General features: G+C 45.3%; 19 protein-coding genes and 1 riboswitch. Of the genes, 11 read left to right on the top strand and 8 right to left on the bottom strand.

Going from position 1 to position 26,224, the window contains the following annotated elements; translation table 11 throughout:
• The coding region (locus DDR33_RS00805) for a SusC/RagA family TonB-linked outer membrane protein (RefSeq protein WP_109414168.1) at nt 1-3,244 on the top strand (3,244 nt) is incomplete at its 5' end.
• A gap of 31 nt (nt 3,245-3,275) precedes the next feature.
• A complete protein-coding gene (locus tag DDR33_RS00800) occupies nt 3,276-4,733 on the top strand; it encodes a SusD/RagB family nutrient-binding outer membrane lipoprotein (RefSeq protein WP_158280604.1) in 1,458 nt (485 codons plus the stop codon).
• A 286-nt stretch (nt 4,734-5,019) separates the two neighbouring features.
• Here DDR33_RS00800 and DDR33_RS00795 read toward each other — a convergent pair whose 3' ends face one another.
• Nucleotides 5,020-6,189, bottom strand: coding sequence for a MalY/PatB family protein (locus DDR33_RS00795; RefSeq protein ID WP_109413857.1), 1,170 nt, complete (start codon nt 6,187-6,189; stop codon nt 5,020-5,022).
• A gap of 525 nt (nt 6,190-6,714) precedes the next feature.
• On the opposite strand from DDR33_RS00795, the gene DDR33_RS00790 reads away from it, so the two are divergent.
• The gene (locus DDR33_RS00790; RefSeq protein ID WP_109413856.1) at nt 6,715-7,566 is read left to right on the top strand and encodes a universal stress protein; all 852 of its coding nucleotides are present in this window, start codon (nt 6,715-6,717) and stop codon (nt 7,564-7,566) included.
• A gap of 89 nt (nt 7,567-7,655) precedes the next feature.
• Here the strand turns inward: DDR33_RS00790 and DDR33_RS00785 are convergent, their stop codons facing one another.
• The 3 genes from DDR33_RS00785 to DDR33_RS00775 all read right to left on the bottom strand — a co-directional run bounded on the left by DDR33_RS00785 (nt 7,656) and on the right by DDR33_RS00775 (nt 13,374).
• Complete coding sequence (locus tag DDR33_RS00785; RefSeq protein ID WP_109413855.1) at nt 7,656-11,408, bottom strand: MBG domain-containing protein; 3,753 nt, start codon at nt 11,406-11,408, stop codon at nt 7,656-7,658.
• Between the two features lie 69 nt (nt 11,409-11,477).
• The gene (locus tag DDR33_RS00780; protein WP_109413854.1) at nt 11,478-12,392 is read right to left on the bottom strand and encodes a PorP/SprF family type IX secretion system membrane protein; all 915 of its coding nucleotides are present in this window, start codon (nt 12,390-12,392) and stop codon (nt 11,478-11,480) included.
• A 67-nt stretch (nt 12,393-12,459) separates the two neighbouring features.
• On the bottom strand, nt 12,460-13,374 hold the full coding sequence (locus DDR33_RS00775) for a LysR family transcriptional regulator (RefSeq protein WP_109413853.1): 915 nt from the start codon (nt 13,372-13,374) through the stop codon (nt 12,460-12,462).
• A gap of 92 nt (nt 13,375-13,466) precedes the next feature.
• On the opposite strand from DDR33_RS00775, the gene DDR33_RS00770 reads away from it, so the two are divergent.
• The 7 genes from DDR33_RS00770 to DDR33_RS00740 all read left to right on the top strand — a co-directional run bounded on the left by DDR33_RS00770 (nt 13,467) and on the right by DDR33_RS00740 (nt 21,949).
• Entirely contained in the window at nt 13,467-14,072 is a 606-nt protein-coding gene (locus tag DDR33_RS00770) for an NAD(P)H-dependent oxidoreductase (protein ID WP_109414167.1), read from the top strand.
• Nucleotides 14,073-14,182: 110 nt separating this feature from the next.
• Nucleotides 14,183-14,770 carry an RNA polymerase sigma factor gene (locus tag DDR33_RS00765; RefSeq protein WP_146198671.1) on the top strand — a complete coding sequence of 196 codons (588 nt, stop codon included), beginning with the start codon at nt 14,183-14,185 and terminating at the stop codon, nt 14,768-14,770.
• 2 nt (nt 14,771-14,772) lie between these two features.
• Entirely contained in the window at nt 14,773-15,747 is a 975-nt protein-coding gene (locus DDR33_RS00760; protein ID WP_109413851.1) for a FecR domain-containing protein, read from the top strand.
• The gene (locus DDR33_RS00755; RefSeq protein WP_109413850.1) at nt 15,725-17,926 is read left to right on the top strand and encodes a hypothetical protein; all 2,202 of its coding nucleotides are present in this window, start codon (nt 15,725-15,727) and stop codon (nt 17,924-17,926) included. The genes DDR33_RS00760 and DDR33_RS00755 overlap by 23 nt, the downstream gene beginning before the upstream one ends.
• Before the next feature lie 89 nt (nt 17,927-18,015).
• Nucleotides 18,016-19,434, top strand: coding sequence for an alkaline phosphatase family protein (locus tag DDR33_RS00750; protein ID WP_158280603.1), 1,419 nt, complete (start codon nt 18,016-18,018; stop codon nt 19,432-19,434).
• A gap of 15 nt (nt 19,435-19,449) precedes the next feature.
• Nucleotides 19,450-20,511 carry a lysylphosphatidylglycerol synthase transmembrane domain-containing protein gene (locus DDR33_RS00745; RefSeq protein ID WP_109413848.1) on the top strand — a complete coding sequence of 354 codons (1,062 nt, stop codon included), beginning with the start codon at nt 19,450-19,452 and terminating at the stop codon, nt 20,509-20,511.
• Nucleotides 20,512-20,592: 81 nt separating this feature from the next.
• Nucleotides 20,593-20,693: riboswitch (SAM riboswitch) on the top strand.
• A gap of 92 nt (nt 20,694-20,785) precedes the next feature.
• Nucleotides 20,786-21,949 carry a cysteine desulfurase family protein gene (locus DDR33_RS00740; protein ID WP_109413847.1) on the top strand — a complete coding sequence of 388 codons (1,164 nt, stop codon included), beginning with the start codon at nt 20,786-20,788 and terminating at the stop codon, nt 21,947-21,949.
• Between the two features lie 61 nt (nt 21,950-22,010).
• Here DDR33_RS00740 and DDR33_RS00735 read toward each other — a convergent pair whose 3' ends face one another.
• Nucleotides 22,011-22,775: an alpha/beta fold hydrolase gene (locus DDR33_RS00735; RefSeq protein ID WP_109413846.1), complete on the bottom strand. Its 765-nt coding sequence runs from the start codon at nt 22,773-22,775 to the stop codon at nt 22,011-22,013.
• A 110-nt stretch (nt 22,776-22,885) separates the two neighbouring features.
• Complete coding sequence (locus tag DDR33_RS00730; RefSeq protein ID WP_109413845.1) at nt 22,886-23,497, bottom strand: redoxin domain-containing protein; 612 nt, start codon at nt 23,495-23,497, stop codon at nt 22,886-22,888.
• A 257-nt stretch (nt 23,498-23,754) separates the two neighbouring features.
• Between DDR33_RS00730 and DDR33_RS00725 the strand changes: the two genes are divergently transcribed.
• Nucleotides 23,755-25,008 carry a sulfite exporter TauE/SafE family protein gene (locus DDR33_RS00725; RefSeq protein WP_238387608.1) on the top strand — a complete coding sequence of 418 codons (1,254 nt, stop codon included), beginning with the start codon at nt 23,755-23,757 and terminating at the stop codon, nt 25,006-25,008.
• Nucleotides 25,009-25,104: 96 nt separating this feature from the next.
• On the opposite strand, the gene DDR33_RS00720 is transcribed toward DDR33_RS00725, so the two are convergent.
• Nucleotides 25,105-25,749 (bottom strand): NAD(P)-dependent oxidoreductase, encoded by a 645-nt coding sequence (locus DDR33_RS00720; protein ID WP_109413844.1) that lies wholly within the window; start codon nt 25,747-25,749, stop codon nt 25,105-25,107.
• A 60-nt stretch (nt 25,750-25,809) separates the two neighbouring features.
• Nucleotides 25,810-26,217, bottom strand: coding sequence for an Rrf2 family transcriptional regulator (locus tag DDR33_RS00715; protein WP_109413843.1), 408 nt, complete (start codon nt 26,215-26,217; stop codon nt 25,810-25,812).
• Between the last annotated feature and the right edge of the window lie 7 nt (nt 26,218-26,224).

Below are 26,224 nucleotides of genomic sequence, written 5' to 3'. Positions count from 1 at the left end.
CCAGCAGATTACATTGCGCGGAAAAGTGGTCGATGCTGGTAATCTCCCTATTCCTGGTGCAACTATAAGGATTAAGGGGGCAAATACCGGGACATCGACTTCCGGACAGGGCGATTTTAGCATCACATGCCCTGCACGATCTGTTCTCATTGTATCTGCTATTGGTTACGTTCCGCGCGAGGTAGCTTTGAGCGGCCGGAACTCTGTTAACATCATTCTCCAGGAGGACAGTCAGGCGCTGAATGAAGTGGTGGTTACAGCCCTCGGGATATCGCGCGAAAAGAAATCTCTTGGTTATGCCATTCAGGAAGTGAAGGGCGGTGAATTGACCCGCACAAATGAACAGAATATACTTAATTCTCTTTCAGGCAAAGTGGCGGGGGTGCAGATTACCTCAGCCAGCGGTGCGGTTGGGGCGGGATCCAGGATGGTATTGCGTGGAAATAACTCGTTCGGAAACAACCAGCCTCTGTTTGTCATTGACGGGGTGCCGGTTAGTAATTTTTCTACGAATGTAGGAGCCAGAGGTAACGTAGACTATGGAAATGCAATTTCGGAAATCGACCCGAATAATATCGCATCTGTTTCTGTGCTCAAGGGAGCCAATGCTGCTGCGCTGTATGGGCAACTGGCGGGAAATGGTGTGGTGATCATTACTACCAAAACTGGTAAGGGAGCAGGAAAGGGCTTTTCTGTTAACTACTCGGGCGGTTTCTCTTTTGAAAATCCTTATATCCTTCCTAAATATCAAAATCAGTATGGGCAAGGGAAGTATGGGGAGGAATATATGTGGAAGCAGTATCAGTCGGGTGCACTCAAGCTTTCCGATATTGGTTCTTCAAATTCACTGAATCCTGTGAGTTACCAGGACTGGGCCCAAATGGTAGGATTCAGCTATTTTGATGGTCTTGGAAATGGTGTAAATGATGGAGTAGATGAGAGCTGGGGCCCACGACTAGATGCGGGATTGTTGATCCCGCAGTATAACAGTCCTATGGATGCCAGAGGAGACCGGATAGCAACTCCGTGGGTTTCGCATCCGAACAATGTGAATGACTTTTTTACTACAGGTTCTACTATAGATAATTCAGTTGCAGTTACTACTAATTCTGATAAAGGTTCTACCCGCTTTTCATTGGGTAATCAAAAACAAAAGGGAACGATCCCCAATACCGACCAAACCAGGTATACGCTTCAGTTGAATACGACCCAGGACGTAACCTCCCGGTTAAAGATCAATACAGTAGTCAATTTCATCCGGACAGAGAATGATAACCTGGTAGGGCAGGGATATAATAGTTTTAATCCAATGCAGTCAATAGGTGGGTGGTTTGGCCGGCAGGTGGATATGAAAGACCTTGAGGCGAACTGGGACAACGAATTTTCAAACGGCTTTCCCTACAACTGGAATAGTAACTTCCATGATAACCCGTATTTCAATGTTTACAACAGTACCCACTCACGCTACAAAGATCGGATGTATGGTAATTTTAACGTTTCTTATAAGTTTCATGACTGGTTTAATGCGATGCTGAGAGTGGGCGACGACTGGTCGACTGAACAGAGAAAGGAACTGACGTTCAACAAATCGAACTCTACGCTCACCAGTATGAGCAATAAAACCTGGGGAGGGGGGAAATTCAGGGAGTATCAGTATAACCTGAACGAGTTGAATGCTGACATGGTTCTGAGCGGAAGCGGGAAGCTAACGCCGGAATTGTCGCTTAGTTATACTGCGGGAGCTAACTATAGGAATTATAAATACATTTATTCTGCATTAGGTGCCGATCAGCTTACCGTACCAAATCTTTTTACGATCAGCAACGCCAAGGGATCGCCTTACACGGCTATGGAAACGCAGCAGATTCGGTCAAACAGCATTTTCGGGCAGGCATCTTTAGGGTATAAGGATGCTTTATATCTTGAGCTCACGGGGCGGAACGACTGGAATTCAACCTTGCCCGCAGGAAACTGGTCTTACTTCTTTCCATCGGCAAGCCTGAGTTGGGTGTTTACCAACTCTCTGGATATCAACCAGTCTTTTCTAAGCTTTGGTAAGCTGCGTACCAGTTGGGCTGACGTTGGTAAAGGTGCAGGAGAAGCTTACCTGAGCAATGCCACGTATACTCCTAATACTTCCTCATTTAATGGTGTTACGCTTTACAGTATTTCGAATGTACTTCCTCCTCTGAATCTCCTGCCGGAAAAGGCTAAAAGCTTTGAATTGGGAGCTGAGCTGAAATTTCTGAACGGAAGAATTGGCCTGGATGCTACTTATTACCAGAAGAAGAGCAAAAACCAGATCATGAAGGTGAATATATCCGGTTCTACAGGCTTTACGTCCATGCAGCTCAATGCAGGCGAAATTCAGAACAAGGGACTTGAGCTTCAGATGGGGCTTGGAATATTGAAGTCGGAAAGCGGTCTGAACTGGAATATGGATATCAACTGGGCTAAAAACAGTAGTAAAGTGACCGATTTGTACGAAGATCCAATCACCAATCAAAAGCTGGAGTCCTTTAACATTACTTCTGAATGGAGTCTTACCGTTGACGCTATTCCGGGCGAGGCATTTGGTGTGATGCGGGGTACCGCATTCCAGCGTGATGATTCGGGTGCTATTATTGTCGGGTCCGATGGTCTTCCAAAATTTACCAGTACTCCCCAGGTGCTTGGCAACGTCACACCCGACTGGGTCGGGGGGATTAGCAATTCATTCAGCTATAAAAAGTTTCAGCTCAGTTTCCTGATAGATATGAGAAAGGGTGGCGATGTATTCAGCGTGTCACAGTGGTTTGGCCTCCAGTCGGGTGTTCTCGAAGAAACTGTTAAAGGAGGCATTCGTGAAAATGGCCTTGTTGTGGGCCGGGACGTTCTTTCGGATGAGCGTGTTGTGACAGAGGCGGGAGAGGTTAATACGAAAGCGGTAGGCGCAAGAGACTATTTTCAGAGTTTGTGGGGCGGCCGGGAACTGGGAATTGTTGACGGCAGCTTTATTAAGCTGAGGCAAATACAGTTGGGGTATGAATTGCCGCGTAAATGGCTTTCTAAGAGTGGTTTTGTCAGAGACGCCCGACTCTCCCTTTTCGCTTATAACGTGGCGATGCTTCATACATCGAAAAGTAACTTCGCCAATATTGATCCTGAAACCGGCTTTGGGGTAAATAATGATGGTTTGGGTATTGAACAATACCAGATTCCTTCTAACAGAAGTATCGGCCTTAAACTTAATGTTACATTCTAAAGATTATCCATTTCACCATAAACTGAATGTTATGAAAAAACTATCAAAATATATTGCCGCTGGTTTGATTGCTGTTTCATTTGTCAGCAGTTGTACAAAGGACTTCACGGATATCAATACAAATCCGAATAAACCGGTCGATGCTCCATTAACCAATGTTTTTGCCTATGTGCTGCAAGACTTCTCCGCGAATTTTTATGATGCCTGGGGCAACATGAATGAGCCGGAGACCTTCAGTGGGCATCTGGGCAAAATTCAGTATATTGATGAAGCACGCTATATGTACCGGAGTGGTACGATCACGGATCTCTGGAATAAATATTTCAGGGACGTCAAGAATGCCCAGCTTGTAATTGATAAGGCTGAGGCGACAGGCGCTGTAAACCTGCAGGCGGCAACGATGACTCTTCAGGCTTTTATCCTCCAGATCGGTACAGACAGATGGAGGGATTTGCCTTTCAGTGAGGCCATCAGGGGAGATAAGGGCTTTGTCACCCCTAAGTATGATAAGCAGGAGGATATTTATCCGGTAATCATAGCTCAGCTGAAGTCTGCTGCGGACTTGTTTGCTGGAGGGGGGACCGACCAGTTGGGTGAAGGTGACTTGCTTTACGGGGGGAACGTAACAAAGTGGAGGAAATTTTGTAATTCTCTGCGGCTTCGTGTCGCCATACGTATATCGAACATTGACCAGGCGCAAGCGAGATCGATCATTGAAGAGATCCTTGCTGACCCCTCAAAATATCCTGTTTTCGGTGGAAATGAGGACAACGCTTATTTTAAATGGCCGGGAAGTAGTCCCTATATAGAACCATGGAACAATGATTCGCGCACCCGGGATGATCATGGACCTAGTCAGAATATCATTGACTCACTGAAGCTGTACAACGATCCACGTCTTCCGGTTTATGCAAAACCTGCTCCCTCTGATGGCGAATACAGGGGAGTGGAGATTGGCCCGGTCAACTCTCCAACGCTTTCTCTTTTCTCTCGCATTGGCGCCCGGTTCAGGGACGATGCCGCGGGTTATTCTCCCTTTATGAACTATGCTGAACTGGCATTTATTATTGCAGAGGCTGCTTCCAGAGGCTGGAATACCAAAGGAGTTTCGGCCGGGAATGCCTATAATAATGGTATCTCGGGCTCATTGGCGGAAAATGGAATAGCGACTGCTGCTATAGGTGTTTATGTAAACAGTGAGGGTGTAAGGTGGAAAGGGAACGTCAGGCAGATTTATCTTCAAAAATGGCTCGCTCTTTTCAAAAACGGACATGAAGCGTGGGCAGAGGAACGCAGAACTGACTTTCCTCTCCTGTCCGCTGCAAGAGGATCTGCATTTCCCGGCCATAGCCGTCCTCCCTTCCGATATCCATATCCAACTGAGGAGACCACATTGAATGGTAAGAATAGCGAAGCTACTATCGCTGAGGTAAAAGATAGTTTCTGGGGAAAAAAGATGATGTGGGATACCCGGACTGGTGTTCAATAGCCTGAAATGACGATTAAATAAGGGAGGGGGCCTTTACTATTGCCCCTCCCTTAAGTAGTACTGAACCGCTATTTTAACCTTACCTATAACGTTTATTGCTATCTTATTTGTAATAGAAACACATACTAAAATAAACGTATAAATCCGGGAAAGAACTCTTTGTCCTTATCCTTGCATGTTCCTGCCTCTTTTCGGCTACAAATTCGGGAATGAGAAGAGCTGTGTCTATAGAAATAAACGTGGGATTAATAATGATGATGCAGGCGGCGGCAGGGGCAGGGATTAATCAGGCCGGCCCTGCCTTTCTTAACTCTCTTGCAAGTCGTTCCAGTCCTTCCTGCAGCAGCGACCGCGGGCAGGCAATGTTGACCCTGATAAAATAGTCGCCTGGTTTCCCGAATATGCTACCCGGGCTTATGCGCAGCTGTTCGTTTTGCAATAATCTGCCGGCAAGGGCATCTGAATGTATGCCGAAAGCGTTGCAGTTTATCCATACCAGATAGGTGCCTTCAAGAGGTGAGATACCGGCTTCGGGGAGGAAAGTGCTGCAAAATGTTTTTAAATAGAGGTAGTTGTCGTATAGGTATGTCCTGAGCTCATCCAGCCACGTTTCTCCTTTTTCGTATGCGGCAATCAGCCCTTCGATGCCAAATACGTTAAGCAGTGTCATTTCCTGCTTTTGCAGAACTTCTGTTATTGTTTTCCGTAACTCCTCATTCTCGGTAAAGAGATATGCGGTTTGCAAACCGGCGAGATTAAACGTTTTGGATGGTGAACCGAAGGTAACTGAATTTAAGCTGTATTCTTCTCCGAGCGAAGCGAAAGGGATATGTGAATGTTCTTTGTAGACGAGGTCTGAGTGAATTTCATCTGATAGCACAATGACTTTATTCTTCAGACTTATATCGCCGATGCGCTGTAATTCTTCTCTTGTCCATACTCGGCCTGCAGGGTTATGAGGATTGCTTAAAAGAAACAACTTTACTTCCGGTGCAGCTAGCTTTTTATCAAGGTCCTCAAAATCAATGTGGTACTGGCCTTCTTCGTAGACGAGATTGTTTTCCACGAGCTGACAGTCGCCATGTTCGATCGTTACGAAGAAGTGATTATATACCGGCGGCTGGATGACCACTTTGCTGTCTTTACTGGTAAGACCCGTTAATGTGGCTGATAAAGCCGGTAGTATACCGGGGGTGGGCACTATCCAGTCTTTACTTATGCTTAAGCCGTGCCTCTTGTTCCACCAGCCCGTTATGGCCTTATAGAATGCCGGCGGGGTAAGGGAATAACCGAATATACCGTGCGATGTCCGTTCAGCAAGCGCCTGTATTACTGCGGGTGCTGTTTTGAAATCCATATCTGCTACCCACATAGGTAAAATATCACCACCATCTAAGTCCCATTTAAAGCAGTTGGTGTTCCTGCGTTCGGTTATTTCGTCAAAATTGTTTTCCATGTTGTGTTTCTTCGTGCCGCATAGTGCCGTTAATTCAAAGGTAAAGATTGTCTGGTTACAAATTACGGGCAATGCGGGAACTTTATGGGGACATGAAGGTTTTTCTTTATCAGGAATTATAAGAGACACAGGGAATGTTTTTTTGTAGTCCTTATGACTGTATGGTGAGAATAATGCTTGCGTCAGATCGGTTTCGGGGCAGGCAGATCACAGACAACCTGGTTTTGTTGTGCTGCTGCGCCTGAGATGAGAATAAACGACAAGAGGAAAAGCGGATCTTGATTGTGATCTATCCTTGGTATACCGACCGGTCAGTTATTATAACCAAACGCACATAAACGAAAGTGAAGGTGTGGAAATGTAAGTAAAAATTAACGTAATATTCCCCGCAGAAACTTGGTCCCCGGCAAACCAGCCGTGGTTTAGGTTGAATCTTCCCTGTTTCTGACAGGATGGAAGTGGCTGAAAAACACGGATTTCGTAAAAAAAGAAAACCTTCCTGCTGAGTAAGCGGTTTTCATTATAATGAGAAACATCCTTCTTCTAACCGATTTTTCGCAGGCATCTCTTCATGCCGCCAGATACGCTGCCTCACTGACATCGCAGGTAAGTGCATTCCGCATTATTCTTTATCATTCGGCCCGCCCCGCTGCTATCGCTGCGGAAGTGCCTTTTGCCCAGGCGTATTATGAATCAGGAGCCGATGATTCGGTTTACCGTGAGCTGACAGAACTTAAAAATGAGTTGTTGTCGCTGGCTTATTCGGGAACGATAGTGGATATTTATGTGGATACCAGGCCGTTCATAGAAGGCATCAAGGTGTTTATCAAAGAAGAATCGATTGACCTGGTAGTCATGGGTACCTCTGGAAAGGGAAAGGTAGAAAGGGTTCTGATGGGGAGTAATACAGTTGCCATTATACGGGAATGCCCTGTTGCCGTTATGATTGTACCTCCCAAGGCTATGGTTGAACCGATAACATCTGTAGTGTTTGCGACAGACCTGAAGGATGTGAGAGAGAGTACGCCGGTACACCGGATAAAATGGATTGCCGCCTTGTTCAAGGCCAGGCTTTCAGTAGTTAATGTGAGTGAAGAGAGAGCTTCTGTTGATGCTGACGTGATTCGCGAACAGCGGGATCTGCATGATGTCTGGACTGCACAGGGCGCGGAGTATTTTTATGTGACGCATAAAGATCCGGCGGCAGGTATAATGGAATTTGCCGAAGCTCATGACGTTCAGCTGGTGATGGTGATTCCGCGTGAAAAGAGCTTTTTCGATAGTTTCTTCGGAAGAAGTGTATCTAATGAACTTGCTTACCATACTACGGTACCTCTGCTGGTATTAAGAGAGAAAGGGCAGAGTGTTTCTGCGTGATACAGGACTTGTAGTATACGCTTCGTTGTCTGTATAAAAAAAGCAGGATACGTTTTCACCGCATCCTGCTTTTTACTATAATGAACTTACTAATTATTGTCGTTGACAAGGGTAATAAATCCCTTGATTGTTTGCTTTCCTTTACCGAAATCGACAATGTAGTAATACGTTCCGGTAGGTAACGGACTGCCGTTGACCGTTCCTTTCCAGTCATTATTGTAATTCATTGTGTTGTACAACAGCTTGCCTCCGCGGTCGTAGATCCGCACGGTATTGCCGGGATACATGTCTATGTTCCTGATAACAAAGCTATCATTAGCGCCGTCTCCGTTAGGCGTTAGAATATTAGTCGCATTCAGCGTTTGATAGTCTTCCAGTACATTTATCGTGATCTCCTGCTCTTTGGAACAGCCGCTTGCATTGGAAACGGTCACTTTGTACGTGTTAGTTTTATCCGGACGTACAGTTAGTGCTGATGAGTTCTGACCGGAGATAATTCCGTTTACGTCAGCCCATACATATTTTGTTCCGCCTGTAGCCGTAAGAATGGCTGTGAGGCCTTTGCTTATTGATGTGCCAATATTTGAAGTAATAGTTGTTTCCGGGAGTGGATTAACAGAAATCTGGAAGTTTCTGCTAAAAGTATCTGTACCGCCGTTTTCTGTACCGCCGTCGTCCTTAATCACAACTGCGACTGTTATGGTGCCGGTAAAGCCATTCTTTACTTCGTACGATAACACGCCTTCGTTGCCGGATGAATAGTTGATCTTCAACTTCCTGAAGGCATCTCCTATAGATGAGTTTACCGAAAATACGATCCTTTGTGCTGATTCCGGACCGGCACTGATTCCAGTCAGCCTGACAGCGTGTTCTCCCGATAAAGCACAAATCTGCTGATTCTCTACTTCATTAAGCTCCGGAACTTCATTAATATCGGAAACCGACACGCTGAACTGTTTATCAAGGCTGAATCCATATTGGGTGGTTGATCTTATTGTTACCATGTAACTGTTTTTAGCCTCATAGTCAAAAGATGCGGCAGTCTTTAATTCATTTCCTGAGATTGTAAAGAACTTGTTATCGTCAGCACCGCTTACGAGCGAATAGGTGAAAATGGCATTGGGATCGTCAGATGTACTGCTGAGCGTCCCTGAAGTAATGCCAGGCTGCTGATTTTCGTATATTTTGCTGACGATGGCAAGCTGGATGTCTTTAGGCGCACCTGGTTTGACTTCAAGTGTGCCGTTTACATACTTTACTTTGTAGTTAGCTGTTTCTAATGGCCCGCTTACTGAGATAGGGTAGAAACCCAAACCTGTGCTGGTGCTGACGGATGTGCTAAGCTGGATGTTGTTGCTGATCAGTGAACTTTCATCTCCCATTACCAGTCCGCTGTATGAAGCTGTAAGAGCAGGGTTTGATAAGCCCATGATTTTATTTTTGTCGTCCGCTGTTACTGTTAACTGAGCTTTACTGATTGTAAAGCTGGCCGGAACATACGTTAAAGCATAGTTCTCATTTAATATCAGGGTGCCTTTTTCAATGGTATATGTTCCGGCAGTTTCACCTGGCAGCCGTTTTAACATTCCTGTAAAGGTGTCTCCCTGAATCAGAGCCTGTGCCGGTGTATAGGTTAAAGCAGGATCTGATTCCCCGTATATCTTCTGATTGGGAACCGCACTGACAGTTACCGGCTTCTGGATGATACTTCCATTTAAAAGAAGAGGGGACAGGCTGTAGTTGTCTTTTGCACTTCCTGTCAGGCTTAGCCCGCTGAATGAAATTGGGATACCTGTTCCCACATTCTTGTCTGCATAAGTGGCTGAAGTATATACAACGCTTACATCGTCACTGCCTACTTTTCCGTTGGCAGAGCCAAGTGTGTTAAAAGTAATGTTAGCAGTCTGATTTCCGTCATAGATTTTAGATACCGGTAATGCTGTAGCAGTAACAAATTTTGCAGTGATAGAACCGGTTACTGTAAGAGGAATTAATGTATAATTATCTTTATTGGTCCCCGCAAGGGCGAGGCCGTTAAATGTTATGACCTTTGAATCTCCGGCATTCTTATCGGAATACGTTGCAGAAGTATAAACTACCGTCACATTGTCATTGCCAATGAGCCCGTCGGCCGGGGTAAACGGGTTGAAACTCACAGAAGCTGTGTTACTGCCATCGTATACCCGGCTTACCGGTGCGTAACCTGCTGTCAGCGGATGTTGTTTTATAATGAGTGAGGCTGCTGTACTTCCTGCGGAATAAGAAGTTGTGGCGGCCTGTTTTGCCGTGATAGTTACTGTCCCTGCTTTCAGGATAGTAATAATATTCCCGTTTATGGAGGCAACAGAAGGATTGCTGCTGATATATGAAAACGCTCCTGAACTGTTGCTTGCCGGTGCCGCAATGGTGACAGGGCCGTCGCCATATGTCGCACTTGCGATAGAAAATGATCCAAAAGCAGGTTGCGGAAGATTGGTTACCGTCAGTTTAAAGGTCACAGAGCCGGTTGAATAGGCTCCAGCTGCCGCCTGCGTAGCAGTGAGCGTCGTTTCTCCTTCAGCTTTCAGCGTTACGGTGCTTCCGCTTATTGTTGCAATCGCGGGATTGCTGCTGGTGTAGCTGAATGAACCCTGGCTGTTGCTTGCCGGAGCGGTTAAAACGTAGGTGCTTTGATCAATATTGACAGATATATCCTGCGGAGCAGTGATCTGTGGGGTGGCAAGTGGCTTGGCACTTATTGCTGAAGATTGACTGCTTTCTTTGTTTGTATTATCAATGGTAGTAATTGAATAATAATAGGTCGTTCCATTAGCAACATCATTATCTGTGTAGGAAGTTCCTGAAGATACGGAGGCCAGGTAGTTCAAAGTGGATGCAGAGGTGCCTTTGTAGACCTTGTAAGCCGTAGCGACTGACACAGCATTCCAGCTTAACCCAACGGTACCATTTCCGGCGGTTACAACTATGTTGGTAGGCGCAGGCGGACCGAAGGTCATCTTATAAATTGAGGAATAGCCATCTGTTTTATACACAGAGCCATCAGCATCCAAGGTAATATAATAGCCTTGGGTGGTGCTAGGCATAGAATAAGTATCGAAGAGCCCGGGACTGATATATTTATATATAAAATCTGCCTGTTTGATCAGATACATTTCACCCGATGATCCTATTTTTAAGTCCTGGATATAGTTGAAACCGGTATTGATAGTTATTTGAGTTCCATTTGGTGCAATTTTATAGACTGTGCCTGAGCTTTGACCGCATACATACACATTTTCCTGCTTGTCTATTCCCAGTGCCAGACCAAGTTGTTGTTTGAGTGTTACTGGTGCAATACCAGGTGAGGAAAGATTGTATTTAAGTAAAGATGAATTGTAGTTTCCTGCTATTACATACAGGTAGTTTCCGTATACTTCCAGGTTTAGGGGCATGGATACCGCTGCAAATTGTGTAATGATTTTGGTAGCAGCGTCAACTTTGTAGATTTTGCCGCCATAACCCGCTATATACATATTTCCGGATGCGTCTAGCGCAACGTCTTTGGGCCTGTCAATAGAACTTTCGGTTGCCGGTCCGTTTAATTTCTCCTGGAAATATCCGGTTTCTTTCCCGGCAACAAGCGTCATGACTCCACTTGGAGTGATTTTATAAACATAACCCGTGTTATCCTCACTTCCGTAATCGGTCACAGCTGCAAAGATATTTCCGCTGTTGTCAAGGCAAAATCCTTCAACACCGCTGAGTTTTGCTCCCTGGGCAACTTTGGTGATGGTTTGTCCGATGCTCATTCCTGTAGAAAAAAACAGGCAGGCAGCGGAAAGTATTAAAAGTTTAAATTTCATCGATTCTTTATTTTGGCCCTTATGGCCTTTTGAAAATTCTTTAGCAATTAATGACGACTTAGGTTAAGCTTATTTAGCCCGCAGCATATGTAAGCGAAGCCCTAGTTCAAATGTTCCGTTTGTGTAGCTGCTGAGAACGCCTGTGTCTGAGGTGTACATCGCGGTGACTGTAAAAAGCTTGTTGTATGTTGCTCCAAGGCCGAGCGATATACTTTTTGTTGTATGATAGATGCCTATTAAATTTACCGCCTCATTTGCAAAAGTGAAATTGGCCCCCATATCAGCTATATCTTCTGAGTCGCGGATACTTCTAAAAGCAACCAAAGGCGTAACACTCATGCCATCGAGGGTATTTGCAAATTTAAATTTGTAGCTCGCCGCTGAGTAAACCGCTGTCTGGTAGGCATCACTGCCATAATCGTCAGACTGGAACAACGACTTCATTTTTGGAACAGCAAATTGTAACGTAAGCCGGTTGTTCTGGTAAGCCGCTCCGAAGTCGCCGTCTATGCTGCTCTTCTGATAGTTGAATTTTCCCACAACAGCATCGTTGGACTCTCCATTGACGGATGCGCCATCAAGACGTTCGTTGCTGTAGCCCGCTGAAATGCCAAAGCTGAGCCTGCTGCCGTGGTTGTTTAAAGGGAGATGATAGGCATAACTTGCCAGAAGCCTGGTGTTGGAGATTAGCCCGGACTTTTCATTGTAAATATTCACGCCGAGACCAAGTTTTTCGTTTACACCATAATCTGCTGTGAATGACTGGATTTTAGGTCCCCCCGGAATGTTCTCCCACTGCTTGCTCATCGCCATATTTAACACTAGCTCGCGATTCAGGCCGGCCATTGCAGGATTAGACAGATACTGGTTGGAAAAATAGCTCCCCGTCATTTGGTTTAACTGCGCTTTTGACGCATTTGCAAAGACGAGGGAGAAAAGGATCGCAGCCCAGAGTCTGCATCTGATTGATAGATATACCGCCATAGATTAAGTTTTCCCCTCTTACGCGGCGATTGGATCAAGGTTACAACAAAGTGATTTTTTTTAAAATTTATCCAGAAAGAGCCAGGGTCCCCATTTCTTTTTCAAAGATCTCTTCTATCTGCGCTATTTCCGCCGCATATATAGTCTTTTTTCGCATGGCAAAATAGAGCGTATTCTCGATAGGTGTTTTTCCTTCCCAAAGTAAACTGATCTTTCCTTTCTCTAGTTCACGTTTTGAGAGAAAATCCGGGATCACGGCAATCCCGGCATTGCCGCTCAGGCATCTTACAATAGAACTCAGGTTGGGGACAATAAAATTCGGTTTGAAATCGGGGCGCCGGCCAAAGTTTTGATGCCAGAATCTGCGCAGGTGCTCCATGTCGCCTGCCGTTCCGTACCAGGTTTGATTGCGGAGCCATTGTTCTGCTTCTTCATACTGATCTGTTTCAATCATGGATGTAAAAGCGTCGCTGTCTGTCTTCTCCCCGGCTATGAGCACTATCCTTTCTTTCGAAAATGGCTTAAAAGTAAGGTTTTTATAGTCGCCTTTTTGCGGTGTAATGATCAGGTCCAGTATACCATTATCAAGATCACTTAACATTTGGGGATAATCGCCAAACTTAATGATCACATTAAATGAAAGTGTCGGGAGGTAGGGTTCCAGTGTAAACTGGAACGTCTCGAAACACATTCCGATACTGATTGTTGGCTTTTCTTTTTCAGTACTTTTGCTGAAGAGCTCCTCTGCCTTTTCCAGCTTTACAAGCGGTTCCTGAATAAAGTTGTAAAGCACTTTCCCCCGTTCAGTCGGAACCATTTTTCTTGATGTCCGGTCGAAAAGCTTGTACCCCACATACGATTCGAGTGAACTGAGATGAAGGCTTACTCCTGGCTGTGATATATAAAGTGACTCTGCTGCACCGGTGAGCGAGCCGGTTTCGTAAATCGCTTTAAACGTTCTGAACCATTCCAGATTAATCATGGTATTTCATTATTTTTATAATACAAAGATATGATTTGTATTATTTTAATGATGTAATTGTGGTTGTTAAATTTGCAGCAGAATGTAAAAAGATGGAAAAGAAGAAGATTTTTATTATCAATGGCGGCCAGGTATTCGGGCATTCCGGCGGCCGGTTCAATAAGGCTATCGCAGAAGCAAGTATTCGTTTTTTTAAGAGCCATTCAGGCTTTGATGTACGCTATATCGATATCAACGAAGTTTATGACCCTGTTCAGCAGGTGGAAAACTACGTATGGGCGGATATAGTGATTTACCATACTCCCGTTTGGTGGTTCCAGCTTCCTCACGGATTGAAAAAGTTTATTGATGTGGTGTTCACCGAAGGCCATAACAAAGGCATTTACAGAAGCGATGGACGTTCATCTGCTAATCCTGATATCAACTACGGAACAGGCGGATTGCTTCATGGCCGGAAGTATATGGTAACAACCTCCTGGAACGCCCCGGCTGCAGCATTTACTTTGCCTGGTGAGTTTTTCATGGAGACCAGCGTGGATGACGGTCCTTTGTTTGGTTTCCACAGGATGAACGCCTTTACTGGCATGACGCCGCTTGAGAGTATGCATTTTCATGATGTGGAGAAGAACGCCAATATTGCCGCCGACATGCAACGATATCAAAAGCATCTTGAAAAGGTGTTCATCCCTTCTAACTAAATAAAACCGGCATCCCTGGTTCTCTGGTACATCTTATATTTTTTATTTCTTTTGTAAGGGTACCTTTGCCTTTATTTGTCTTCCCTGTATATAAGTTGATAATAAAGCCTTTGCAAGTACAGATAACATCCGAAGAAGATATAGTCCGGCTTTTTAACCGGGGAGACAAGCGTGCGTTTGAATATGTATACAAGAAATATCACAAGATGATGTTCCGGTATTCTTATTCTATGTTGCGCGACGCGGATGAAGCAGAGGAGGTTGTACAGACTGTTTTTTTGAGGGTACTGGAAAGGAGAGGTGACATGATGGTCTCCGTAAATTCCCTGGCGGCTTACTTAATGAGATCCGTTAGAAACCAGGGGATGAACGTTATCAGCAGGAAAAAGCTTGAAAGGAAACATCTGGAAAATAACTATCCGCAGGAAGAAGCTGTGAATGTGCACGGAGCGGAACGACTGAGAGAGAAGGATATCGAAAGGGAATACCGGAAAGCATTGAATGACTTGCCTGTGCATTGCCGGACGATTTTTCATCTAAGCCGGGTAGAGGAGCTCACTTACAGAGAGATTGCCGGGCGATTGAATATTTCGGTGAAGACTGTGGAAACACAAATGGGGCGTGCTCTGAAAAAGCTGAGAGTCAGACTGGCTGAATTTTTAATTGTCATCATCATAATAACGAGATTAATTGGATAGTAATGGGAGCTGATTTAAGAAATATGAACGATGCTCTCCTGGCAAAGTTCCTTCAGGGCGAAACAGATCCCGGGGAAAATAAGATGGTGGAGCGATGGCTGGCTGGCGATGTAAGAAACAGGGATTATCTGGATCGCCTGACCGGCGTGCTGGAAATGGATAGAGATGTTGCGGCTGTTGCCGTGCCTGACACCGACCTCTCCTGGGAGCGATTTGAAGAAAGAGCAAATGCCGGGAAGCTATTTGAATACCGCCGGTTCGGGAACCGCTGGTTGAGCGGCGTTGCGGCAATCCTGCTGATTGGGATCGGATTTGGCTGGTTTCTATGGTATAAAACCGGGAATCCGTGGAAACAAAGGCTTTCGAGCGGAAATCAGGTGCTCACAGACACCTTACCGGACGGAACAGTTGTCGCGCTGAACAGGAACACAGATCTGACATTTGAATATGGACGAACCGGCAAAGGGCGAACAGTAGATCTGGATCAGGGGGAGAGCTTTTTTTCTGTAAAACAGGATTCCCGCCGGCCGTTTGTCGTGCGCTATCGTGGTTGTGAGATTGAAGTACTGGGTACTTCATTTAATGTGCGGACAAAAGACAAAGAGCTGGAGGTGATTGTTGCCTCCGGGCGCGTGAAAGTAAGCAGAGCTGGGGAATCAGTATTGCTGGGACGCTCAGAAAAAGTATCAATGAATGTAGATACCGGCCGCCTGAGGAAGTCTGCTAACAAATACCTTCTGTATGATTATTATTTCACAGAGGGACTACATGTTGAAAAGACCCCTTTGTGGATGGTGACCGATGTTCTGAGCAAAAAGTATAATGTAAAGATGCTGATTGCCTCTGACGAACTTAAAAACCGTCTGCTGACCATGAAGATAGATAAAGATACTAAACCGGAAGAGGTGCTGCACGTCCTGTCCGTAGTGCTTGATTGTAAAGTTACCCGTATAAATGGCCAGTTTATTATTGAATAAAGCTCTTCTGATTTTCCTGTTCTCGTTTTTGGCATTCAATGTGATGGGGCAGGGGCCTCTGGAGCGTGAAATGAGTATTCATGCTGACAGGCGGCCAGTGAGAGATGTACTGCAATTAGCGGAAAATAAAACCGGGTGTTTCTTTTCATACGAGAGTACATTGCTGAATGCCGACAGTATTGTGAGTGTTCATGCAAATAGGACGAACCTGAAAGAGCTTTTTAATTTGTTGTTTAAGAAAAGATTTGATCTGATTGAAAACGGAAATAATGTTGTAATCACCCTCCGGCTGCCCGGGCTTACTATTCTGAATCCTGATATCACCGGGAGCGGACAGTCATGGTCGTTTAGCGGCTTTGTGGTGGACGACAGAACTGGTGACCGGATCATGAATGCCAGCGTATACGAAAAGCGGCTGCTGCAGGCTGCGCTGACTGATGACCATGGGTATTTTAAAATGCGTTTCAGGGCTGCTGACGATCACTTGATCCGGCTGACTCTTTCTAAGCTTCATTACCGGGACACCACTATTAATATGCTGGCGACCGTGCCGGTTAGTGCCAGAATTGCAGAAGACAGGAAGCTTTACAGTGACGAAGAGAAGAATATTGAGAGAACAGGTCTGGGTGCATTTCTGACTTCTTCGAGGCAGAGGATGCAGAGCCTGAATATCCGCGGTTTTTTTGCTTACAGCCCCTTTCAGGTATCTCTGGCGCCGGGACTGAGTACTCATGGTTTGCTCAGTCCGCAAATCGTAAATAAGTTCTCGCTGAATGTAGCCGGGGGGTATACTGCGGGTGTCAATGGTTTTGAAATCGGGGGGCTGTTTAATATGAACAAAAAGGATTCAAAATACCTGCAGCTCTCGGGGGTATTTAATCTTACCGGCGGGAAAATGACGGGACTGCAGATTTCCGTTGTACACAATATGGTATTAGATACTGCTACCGGAGTTCAGGTTGCGGGTTTTATCAATCATTCAGAAGCCCTTGTCAGAGGGGTTCAGATTGCGGGGCTTCATAATTACGCGAAGATGCTGAAGGGGCTGCAGATTGGATTGGTGAACATGGCTGATACCTCCTCCGGCGCGAGTATAGGATTGATCAATATAATCAGGAACGGCCATTACAGGGTCTCCGTTTCTGCGAATGACGCGATGAACACGAACCTTGCTTTTCAAAGCGGAACTTCTGCGTTTTACAGTGTAATAAAGGCCGGTATGAATATCAACCCTTCGGAGAAACTATATGCTTTTGGAATGGGATTCGGCAGGGAGTTCTTTCCTGAAAAGAAAGTTTCATTGCTGGCGGAGGCAGATTTTATGCTTGGGAACGCAAGCGGAACATGGGATGATTTATGGGGAAGGTTTGAAACTTCTCTGAGTCTGAAGTTAGGCAGCGGTGTTGAGTTGTTTGGTGGTCCTGTATTCAACTACTACCTTCACAGTCAGTCATTCGCTGTTCCGGGATATAAAAATTTAGGACATGCACCGTCCTTCGAAGAATCGGATAGGATTTATTACGACAAACCTTCCGGCTGGAACCCCCGCCACAACCGTGCCTGGATCGGCTGGCAGGGTGGACTTGCTTTCCGGTCGTCCTTTAAACCTCCCATAAGACCTGCATCATCCCTGCCCGATAAGAATATGGACTGGCTGCTTGGAATAGGTATCAGCGGAGGGATATCTTTTGACTATCCGTATGGGCTGGCTTCAGGGGGGGATATCCGGTTAATGCGTCATTTGGGGGGGAACATAGATGCGATGCTGACAACTGGTGTAATTTACCTGGACGATCAATCAAAGCCTATGAATGAGAGTTATTCATTTTATGCAAACGGATCAGAGTACCAATTAATAATGAAGTATACTGATTTCCTGGCTGTGCCAGTTAAGGGTGGCGTAAGGGCGCTTCTTGGCAGGACTTTCTATGTTGCGGGAGAGGTGGGAGTCGGATTCTGCCGGGGAGGCTTATCCCTTGAAAACAAATCTGAAATACCAGAGGATATCAGGAACTCTGTTTTGGGAAGGTCTCATAACAGATCTTTCGTTTATTCCCCGTCTTTCGGCTTTGCTTTGAAAAATGGCCTCGACCTGGCTTTTAAATTCGAGGATTTTGTTAAATATCCGTCAGCTAAACAATTTGCCGTCCGGCTTGCCTATAACTTTAGAATAAGATAACAGGCGTCCAAAAGACAATCCAATAGGAAAAACTTAAACCAATAATACCGGGGCTGTAAGGGTGGCCCCGTTCTCATTTGTTATCATACGTGTTAACTAAGAAACGGGTCGTGTTTTATCTGGTAGATGGAGCAAGGCCGGATGTCCTGTCGGAACTTCTTTCAAAAGGTGAACTTCCTAATTTTTCCAGGATTGCTGAGGAGGGTACTTACAGGATGGCAACGAGTTGTTTCCCTTCCACCACGGGACCTGCCTACCTGCCTTTTCTTACCGGGCATTTTCCCGGTACAATGGGGATTACCGGTATCCGGTGGTTCGATAAATATGAGTTTAAAAGATCCCGGTTGAATAAGTATGCCATGCGCTCTTATTGCGGTCCGGAAGCAGCCTGGTTTAATACGGATATGCCGGTGGATAAACCAACTCTTTTCGAGTTGACGGGAAGAGCGTATAATTTATATAATATGATCACCAGGAATGTTCCGGATGAGTTTGACCTTGGTAAAAAAGGGAAAGGTTTGCTGTATACCCGTGCCCACTTTCTTAAAAGGCATCACCCCGTAGATTTTCAGGGTCACGCCAGGATCATGGATATGTTCAGGCAAGGAAACGATTTCGATTTTCTCTTTGCCGTTTTTCCCAGTGTTGACTGGGATTCGCACTATTATCATTATCGCGATCAGCGGACGGTTGAGGCTTATAAAATTGCAGACCAGAGTCTGGGAGAAGTAAGAGAGTTCCTGGAGAAAAAGGGCTGGTGGAATGATACGCTTTTCGTTCTTACTTCAGATCATGGCCTGACGGCTACCCATAGTCATCTGGATCTTGGCGACTGGATGGCAGCTCATGATCTGAAGTCCGTTTATTATCCGGTTATATGGAAGAACGAACCAAAGTCTGCTGTAATGATTTCCGGGAATTCTTTTGGAAGTATTCACCTGCTTAATCATGAAGGTGCTCATGTGCTGAGAGAAAAGGAGCTGAGAGAATGCTTTGGCGAAGACAGGCTAAAGGCGCTGCTTTCGGAAGAGGCCTTTAACTTTATTTCATACCGTGGCCAGACTGAGAATTCTTTTTATGTTGAGAACAAGGATGGCAAGGCGTTTATCGAGCATAAAGGGGCAGGGTATTCTTATCGTCCGGTTACTGCCGACCCGTTTGGTTTTGATCATGATCTTCATGCAGAGAACCACAGGGAGGCTTTGGATATAACCTTTGATTCGGCCTATCCGGATGCCCTGGTCCAAATAGCACAGTTGTTTCAAAGCCGCAGGGCAGGCGATTTGGTTACAGGGGCTAAGCCGGGTTATGATCTGCGGGATTTCTGGGAATATCCGGAACATAAGGGATCGCATGGGTCTCTGGACAGGGAGCATATGATGGTGCCTCTGCTGTATAACCAGCAGGGCTGGGCGACTCACGCCGCCCGCACCGCGGATCTTTTCAATACTATTCTCAAATGGAAGGGAAAGGCTGTCAGAGAGACTGAAGGAAACTCACTTTTTTAATTTATCGGCTTTCATATGGAGAGTTTACAGGATAGGGATATTAATAAGAGCTTATTTAAGAGGAAGCTCATCATCAGGGGAAGCCTTTGGCTCGTTCTTTTAACGATCGCGTCTATTGCAGCCGTGTTCTTTTATAATAATACGGGAAGTGCTTTGAGTGCGGTTGCCCGTATTGAACCGGAGTTTATCGCCATCTGCCTGGGTATGGTCTTCGTGGATTTGATGCTGGGAAGCTGGAGGAACCATATTTTCATAAGAAAATTATATCCCGGCTTATCTCATTGGGTGAGCTTCAGGGCCAATGTGGCGAATATGTTCATGGGGGCAATTACTCCTTTTCACAGCGGGGCCGGACCGGCTCAGTTATATGTTTATCACCGGCATGGGGTAAAAGTGCTCGACGGATTTATTGTAAGCCTGATCAATATGGGAGCTACCCTGCTCTTTATGCCTCTCGCAGGGTTCGCGGCAATACTGATTATGAGTAATCATTTGGAAACAGGCCTGGTGCCTGCTTTATTGAAATACGGCTTTACTGTATTCTTTATTTTTCTGCTGGTATTCCTGCTTGCCTTCCTGAAGCCGGTGTGGGTAGGGCGTGGCCTTCAGTGGGCAACTGGTCTTCTGGGCACGATATTCAGAAAGAGGGGGGATAAACTGGAAGCATCGTCCGACAGGTCATTCAAGGGCATAATACGTTACCAGGCGATATGCAGCAAGCTTCTTAGAGAGCATCCTTTTCTTTTTCCTTTAAGCCTGATCATTACTGCTGTATTGTACTTTAATAAATATTGCATGCAATATGTCATCCTGCTGGGACTTGGGGTTCACACTTCGTTCGCGCAGGTGGTAGCAGTTCAGGTTCTCATTCAGTTTATGATCTATTTTGCTCCCAGCCCGGGAGGCAGTGGTTTTGCTGAAGCTGGTATTGCTATCCTTTTTGCCAATATGGTGCCCAAGGCCGTTCTTTCAGTTTTTACATTGCTGCAACGGTCTTTCCTCTTGTTCCTTCCGGCATTAATCGGGGCTTATGTTGTGCTGTCACTTTTAAAGAAGCAGACAGATGAGCAGGGATAGCGGTTTTTATCCGCTTAAATAAATTTTAAAATACTCTATAAAGTTTGTAGAGTATTATTATATTTGCAGTGTGTTCTTTTACACTTATCCAGAAAGACGGAGGGATAGGCCCTGTGAAGTCTTAGCAACCTGTACCAGTACAAGGTGCTAATTCCTGTCCGCTAAGGCGGAAAAGATAAGTTGATACGATTCAGACAGTTCGCATGTCTGCTCTGTCAAACGCAAATCTTTCTCTTTCGATCTGAATAAGCTTAACGTTAAAATTAAACTTATTATGAAGATTTATTTAGACAATGCTGCCACTACCCCTCTCGACAGGGAGGTCTTCGCTGCTATGGGGCCTTACTTCTTTGAAGGCTTTGCCAATCCTTCATCTGCACACGGGCCCGGGCGGGAGGCGCGAAAGGCTGTGGAAAAAGCACGTGCGACCATCGCCGGGCTTCTAAACGCAGAACCATCTCAAATCCTTTTTACTTCAGGAGGAACGGAAGCCGATAATATCGCTATTTATTCTGCTATCCGGGCTTCCGGGATACGCCTGGCTATAACAACGCCTTTCGAGCATCACGCAGTCTTGAATACACTAAAGGCACTTGAGAAGAATGGAGAAATAGAGCTTGTGTATCTGATGCATGATGAGCGGGGCACTGTTTCTTTAAAGCACCTTGAGAGCATTCTCGCGTTTAACAGCCGTGCTTTTGTGTCGGTTATGCATGGAAATAACGAGATTGGCAACCTCCACGACATTGAGCGAATCGGTGAAATATGCAGGAAATACGATGCCTTGTTTCATACTGATACGGTTCAGACTATGGGGCATTATGAATTTGACTTAAAAACTCTTCCTGTTGACTTCATAACGGGGTCGGCACATAAGTTTAACGGGCCTAAAGGTGTTGGCTTTTTGTATGCCGGTGAAAGGACCAGGCTTTTGACCCTGATAAAAGGGGGAAGCCAGGAAAATGGCAGACGGGCTGGCACTGAGAATGTAGCAGGAATTGTGGGACTGGCAAGCGCCCTGGAAATTGCTTACCGCGATCTGGAAGGCGACAGGAAAAGGATTGCTGTCTTAAAAAAGAGAATGATATCAAAGATCAGGGAAGAAATAAGCGGGGTGGCATTCAACGGGAACTCTGCTGATCCTGAAGATAGCATTTATACCGTATTGAGCGTTTCTTTGCCTCCTTTACCGGCAATGTCATCTGCGCTGTCTTACCTGGACAGTTACAATATATGTGCATCCGGGGGGAGTGCCTGTACCGCTCATTCGGGTCATGGTTCCCATGTGCTGAAAGCGCTGCATTATGATTTTGAACGTACCGCTATCCGCTTTTCTTTCGGGAAGTATAATACGGAAGACGAAATTGACTATACTGTTGCAAGACTCTCTGAACTGTATCATGGTGTTCTGCCAAAAGATTTGAAAATTGCAGGTTAAGAAGGATCAATCCGTTAAGAAGATAATAAGACAGGTCTGATAAAATAATTCACCAGGTAGATTACGCTGCCTGGTGATATTTTTTTAAGAAGTCGCCAAGGTGTTTGTTGAATAGTTCCGGCTGTTCCATCATCGGGACATGGCCGCATTCATTAATGAGACAAAGCCGGGCATTAGGAAGGCGTTCGTAAAATTCGTGAGCTACAGAAGGTGGAGTAACCGTATCCTGAAGTCCCCAGATGAGGAGTACAGGGACTTTGATTTTGTCTAAGTGGGGTGACAAATTTTGGCGGCGTGCCTCTTTTGCGGTTCCCAATACCGATATAACTGCTGTATTGCTCTGAACAATGGAGTAAACCTTGTCCACTACAGAGCGCTTTACCACTTCTTTCCGGTGGAATATCTCTTCCACTTTATTGCGGATATACCTGTAATCTTTAATTCTCGGAAAACTTGCGCTGAAGGTCTTCTCATATAATCCTGAGCTGCCTGTCAGGATAAGTTCGCTGACACCCCCGGGGTGTTTTAGCGTATAGAGCAACGCTATATGTCCTCCTAATGAGTTGCCGATCAGTACGGGTCTTTCTATCCTCTTGATTGCTATGAAGTCTTCGAGGCCTGAGACCAGCCTGTCGAGTCCGCCTGTAGCGTATATGTCAAAAAGCGGCAATTCAGGAATATGAACTTTATACTCCGCAGAGAATTCTTTTTTCACGCTTTTCCAGTTACTCAGGCTGCCGAAGAGTCCATGAAGAAGTACAATGTTTCTGGTTTCGGTTTGAGATGTGTAAGATGCGGTTAATGTTCGGGCAGGAGATGCTGACATGATGATTTAATTCTTTTATTTTCCAAAGCTTCCTGTATGAAACGGTGGGTACTTTCCATCCGTCCATTACAGGTAAGCTTATCTATTTAGAATTGTCCCGGTGGTCTTTTTCAGGACGCCAGTCGTCCTTCTTCATTTACAGCCGTTAGCAAATCGCTCTCAGGAAGATTACCCGAGAAGTCTTCAATATGGCTAAAGCTGATCTGCCCTGCAGAACTAATAACATATGCAGAGAGCAGAGGAATATTGGTATCGATGCCTGAAAACAGGTTCCATGTTGGCTTCTCTTCAGAGAAGACACCGAACTTTTCAGCCAGAAGCTGATCGGGATCGTGATAGAAATTGAACGTAAAATCATAGCCATTAAAAGCCTTTAGCAGTTTTCTTGGCGGTTCGGGAGTCACAATAAGAATATTGGCGGTTTCTTCAATACTTTGTTGTAACTTCTCAATCCTTTTAAGGAAGTTAATTCCGTAACCATTCCAGTAGACAGAATAGAATACCACAACCAGGGGTTTCTGATACAGATCTCTTAACTTTATATCTCTTACCGATGTCACGTTTGGAATGAGCCCCAGCCAGTTATTAGCCGAAAATGTAAAGTCAGGAGCAAGATCTCCTTCTTTTAGAGGAGTGTCTGAAATAGGATTTTCTGATTGAAGTGATACCGGTGCGTGCAGTGATTGCGTATAGCTGTTTGCCTTGCTGATAAATGAAAACATAATTGTAGAGTTGAGATTTGAAATGAAAGAGAAAATGGAATTGGAAAAAGTGAATGAATGTTAACAACAACAGAAATTGCTGCACATTCGTGAACAACACATCGTTTGATGTGTGGAAGGAAATGAGTATGTCTTCGCTTTGTTCATTGAAACAAAGGTAGTAAATAAATTTAATCTACCAAATAAGTAGAGTAAAATATTTTTATATATCTTTACGTCCCCGAAGCTGGTATATAGGAGGTTACGGAGATCGATAAATGGATACAGTATATTTAGATAAAGATATTCTGACAAATGAAGGGCTGAAGATCCTTGTTGTTGGCAGGAGTACTGAGGCTGCCAGGGTTATTTCATCCTTGCATAAAAGGAACAAGAGGGTGAATACGCATGTGCTGAAGCAGGCCGGAGAGCAGGCCGATCTTCATTTTGAGGGATCACCGGTTCCTGTCGATGCCGTGCATGAGGATATGACGCCTGATCTTATAACCGCTTATGATCTGATTCTGATCAGGAGTCCCGGTACTTCTTTTACGCGTGAGGTAATACGGCTTGCCAGAGAGAACGGAGTCTTGGTTTCTGTTCTGGATGCTGAAGACAGGGGAAAGAATGTTGCCCGCTTTAATGCCGGGGAGCGGTATTGGAAAAAAATAGCATCAAGGTGTTTATTTGCACTTGGGTTTATTTTAACCGGAAGTGTCATCGCATCGTATTATCCTCTTGGCAATTTGCTTACAGCTATTGAGACATTTGGTAAAAGCCTGGATCTTGACGCTACTTTTGGAGTCATGTTACTTGCAGGCTTTGTCGCACAGATGGTTGATGGGGCCCTGGGTATGGGGTATGGGGTGATTTCTACGACGATGCTGCTTTCTACCGGATTGAATCCGGCTGCGATCAGCGGAAGTATCCATACGGCCGAGATGTTTTCAAGCGGGGCTTCGGGTTTTAGTCATTACCGGTTTGGTAACATTAACAAAAAACTATTCAGAACACTGCTGCTTCCCGGTGTTATTGGTGCTATCGCCGGAGCGTTGCTTCTTTCTTATCTGGGTGAACAATATGGTTCATGGATGCGGCCTGTTTTGTCCGTATATACCTTGCTTCTGGGGCTAAGGATCCTGAGAAACGCGTTTAAAAAGAAAAATGAATCGCGCAAGGTAAAGCACGCAGGATGGCTGGCGGGTGCCGGAGGGTTCCTGGATTCGTTCGGCGGCGGGGGATGGGGGCCTTTGGTCACAAGTACACTTATTTCAAAAGGCAAGACTCCCCGTTACATTATTGGAACAGTCAGCCTTACCGAGTTTTTCGTGACTCTTGGAAGTGCACTTACCTTTTTTGTTATGCTCGGTACCAGTCACATAGAAACCATAGCCGGCCTCATCATCGGAGGTTTGCTGGCTGCTCCTATAGCCGCCAGGCTGGCCGGAAAGCTGAAGACAAAAACGATGCTGATTGCGGTAGGTGTGCTGGTGATCATTTCAAGTTTAAGGATTATCATTAAGGCATTCTAGGAACGGGGCTCCCGGTTCAGGAGCTCCGGCTGTTCTTATTTTCCGCATTCCTTGTAACAGGGCGCTATCGGATCCTGCGCCCTGTGTGTTAAGTTCTTAGTATGCAGCAGTAAACCTTTGGCGTATGAACTTTGGATTTTCCAGTTCATCTGCAATTACTACTGCCACATCTTCTGCAGACATGATACTTCTTCCTTCTTTATTGAAAACCGGGTTTTCAGTTCCAGTGCGATAATTTCCCGTTCTTACACCTGATGTTCCCTGGTGCATCTCGATTGCCGGGCTAAAGAAGGTCCAGTCGAGTGCTTCTTCTTTTCTGATGATATTTAAATAGTCGCGTGCCGCAGTGGCGCCGGCTTTGTATGCTTCAGGAAAATCAGGGCTGTCAACAAGTTGCTGCTCGCCGATATAAAGGCTGCCGGCCCCGCCGATCGTGATAAAACGCTTTACCCCCGACTCTTTTACAGCTTTCTGGATAGCTTGAGAACCTTCCATGAAGTCATTGTAGAGATTGGGATTGGTCCATCCGGCATTAAATGCATTTATGACCGCATCATGGCCTTTTAGTTTCTCTGCCAGTTCCTGATCGTGGAGTACGTCAGATTTGACGGCCTCAACTCCGTTTGCCGCTTCGATTTTTTCTGTGTTTCTGACCAGTACTGTTACCTGATGTCCCCTGCTGGTTAATTCCCTGATGAGTTGTGTGCCTACAAATCCGGCACCAATTAATGCTACTTTCATTTTTGTGTTATTTTATGTGTTGTCTGTAATGAGTTAAGTTACAGTTTTGATTAAAAAAAATCAACTGAACTTCTTTGTAAATTTCTCCAGCGTCATGTTTTCAAGTTTTTTGAGAAGGAAGTTCTCTGTGTCCTGGTATAAATTATCAATATGTTGGTTAATGTCTTTTCCGATAGGACATGCGGGATTAGGAGTGTTGGATTTTCCCAAGACACTTGCCGGCTTCACCGCTTTATAAATGTCGGCAATCCGGATCTCTGATGCTGGTTTTGCCAGCCGCGACCCGCCCCCTTTTCCTTCTTTGCTTTCAATCAGTCCATTGTTTCGCAGGTTGCTGATCTCTTTTCTCACAACAGCAGGATTGATATTGATGCTTCCTGCAATAAATTCAGACGAAAGGAGCTCGTCTTTCATATAAGTCAGAAGCGTCAGGATGTGAAGAGATGTCGCAAATCTTACATTGTTCATACTGTAA

The organism is Pararcticibacter amylolyticus (assembly GCF_003130405.1).
Lineage (GTDB): Bacteria > Bacteroidota > Bacteroidia > Sphingobacteriales > Sphingobacteriaceae > Arcticibacter > Arcticibacter amylolyticus.
This window is presented reverse-complemented; position numbering and strand designations above follow the sequence as displayed.

Bases quoted from the DNA above. Each gene is read 5' to 3' on its own strand.
- DDR33_RS00780 (WP_109413854.1), bottom strand. From the start codon at position 12,392: ATGGCGGTATATCTATCAATCAGATGCAGACTCTGGGCTGCGATCCTT.
- DDR33_RS00770 (WP_109414167.1), top strand. From the start codon at position 13,467: ATGGAAAAGAAGAAGATTTTTATTATCAATGGCGGCCAGGTATTCGGG.
- DDR33_RS00800 (WP_158280604.1), top strand. From the start codon at position 3,276: ATGAAAAAACTATCAAAATATATTGCCGCTGGTTTGATTGCTGTTTCA.
- DDR33_RS00795 (WP_109413857.1), bottom strand. From the start codon at position 6,189: ATGGAAAACAATTTTGACGAAATAACCGAACGCAGGAACACCAACTGC.
- DDR33_RS00715 (WP_109413843.1), bottom strand. From the start codon at position 26,217: ATGAACAATGTAAGATTTGCGACATCTCTTCACATCCTGACGCTTCTG.
- DDR33_RS00785 (WP_109413855.1), bottom strand. From the start codon at position 11,408: ATGAAATTTAAACTTTTAATACTTTCCGCTGCCTGCCTGTTTTTTTCT.
- DDR33_RS00745 (WP_109413848.1), top strand. From the start codon at position 19,450: ATGGAGAGTTTACAGGATAGGGATATTAATAAGAGCTTATTTAAGAGG.
- DDR33_RS00735 (WP_109413846.1), bottom strand. From the start codon at position 22,775: ATGTCAGCATCTCCTGCCCGAACATTAACCGCATCTTACACATCTCAA.
- DDR33_RS00790 (WP_109413856.1), top strand. From the start codon at position 6,715: ATGAGAAACATCCTTCTTCTAACCGATTTTTCGCAGGCATCTCTTCAT.
- DDR33_RS00720 (WP_109413844.1), bottom strand. From the start codon at position 25,749: ATGAAAGTAGCATTAATTGGTGCCGGATTTGTAGGCACACAACTCATC.
- DDR33_RS00760 (WP_109413851.1), top strand. From the start codon at position 14,773: ATGGGAGCTGATTTAAGAAATATGAACGATGCTCTCCTGGCAAAGTTC.
- DDR33_RS00755 (WP_109413850.1), top strand. From the start codon at position 15,725: ATGGCCAGTTTATTATTGAATAAAGCTCTTCTGATTTTCCTGTTCTCG.
- DDR33_RS00725 (WP_238387608.1), top strand. From the start codon at position 23,755: ATGGATACAGTATATTTAGATAAAGATATTCTGACAAATGAAGGGCTG.
- DDR33_RS00740 (WP_109413847.1), top strand. From the start codon at position 20,786: ATGAAGATTTATTTAGACAATGCTGCCACTACCCCTCTCGACAGGGAG.
- DDR33_RS00775 (WP_109413853.1), bottom strand. From the start codon at position 13,374: ATGATTAATCTGGAATGGTTCAGAACGTTTAAAGCGATTTACGAAACC.
- DDR33_RS00730 (WP_109413845.1), bottom strand. From the start codon at position 23,497: ATGTTTTCATTTATCAGCAAGGCAAACAGCTATACGCAATCACTGCAC.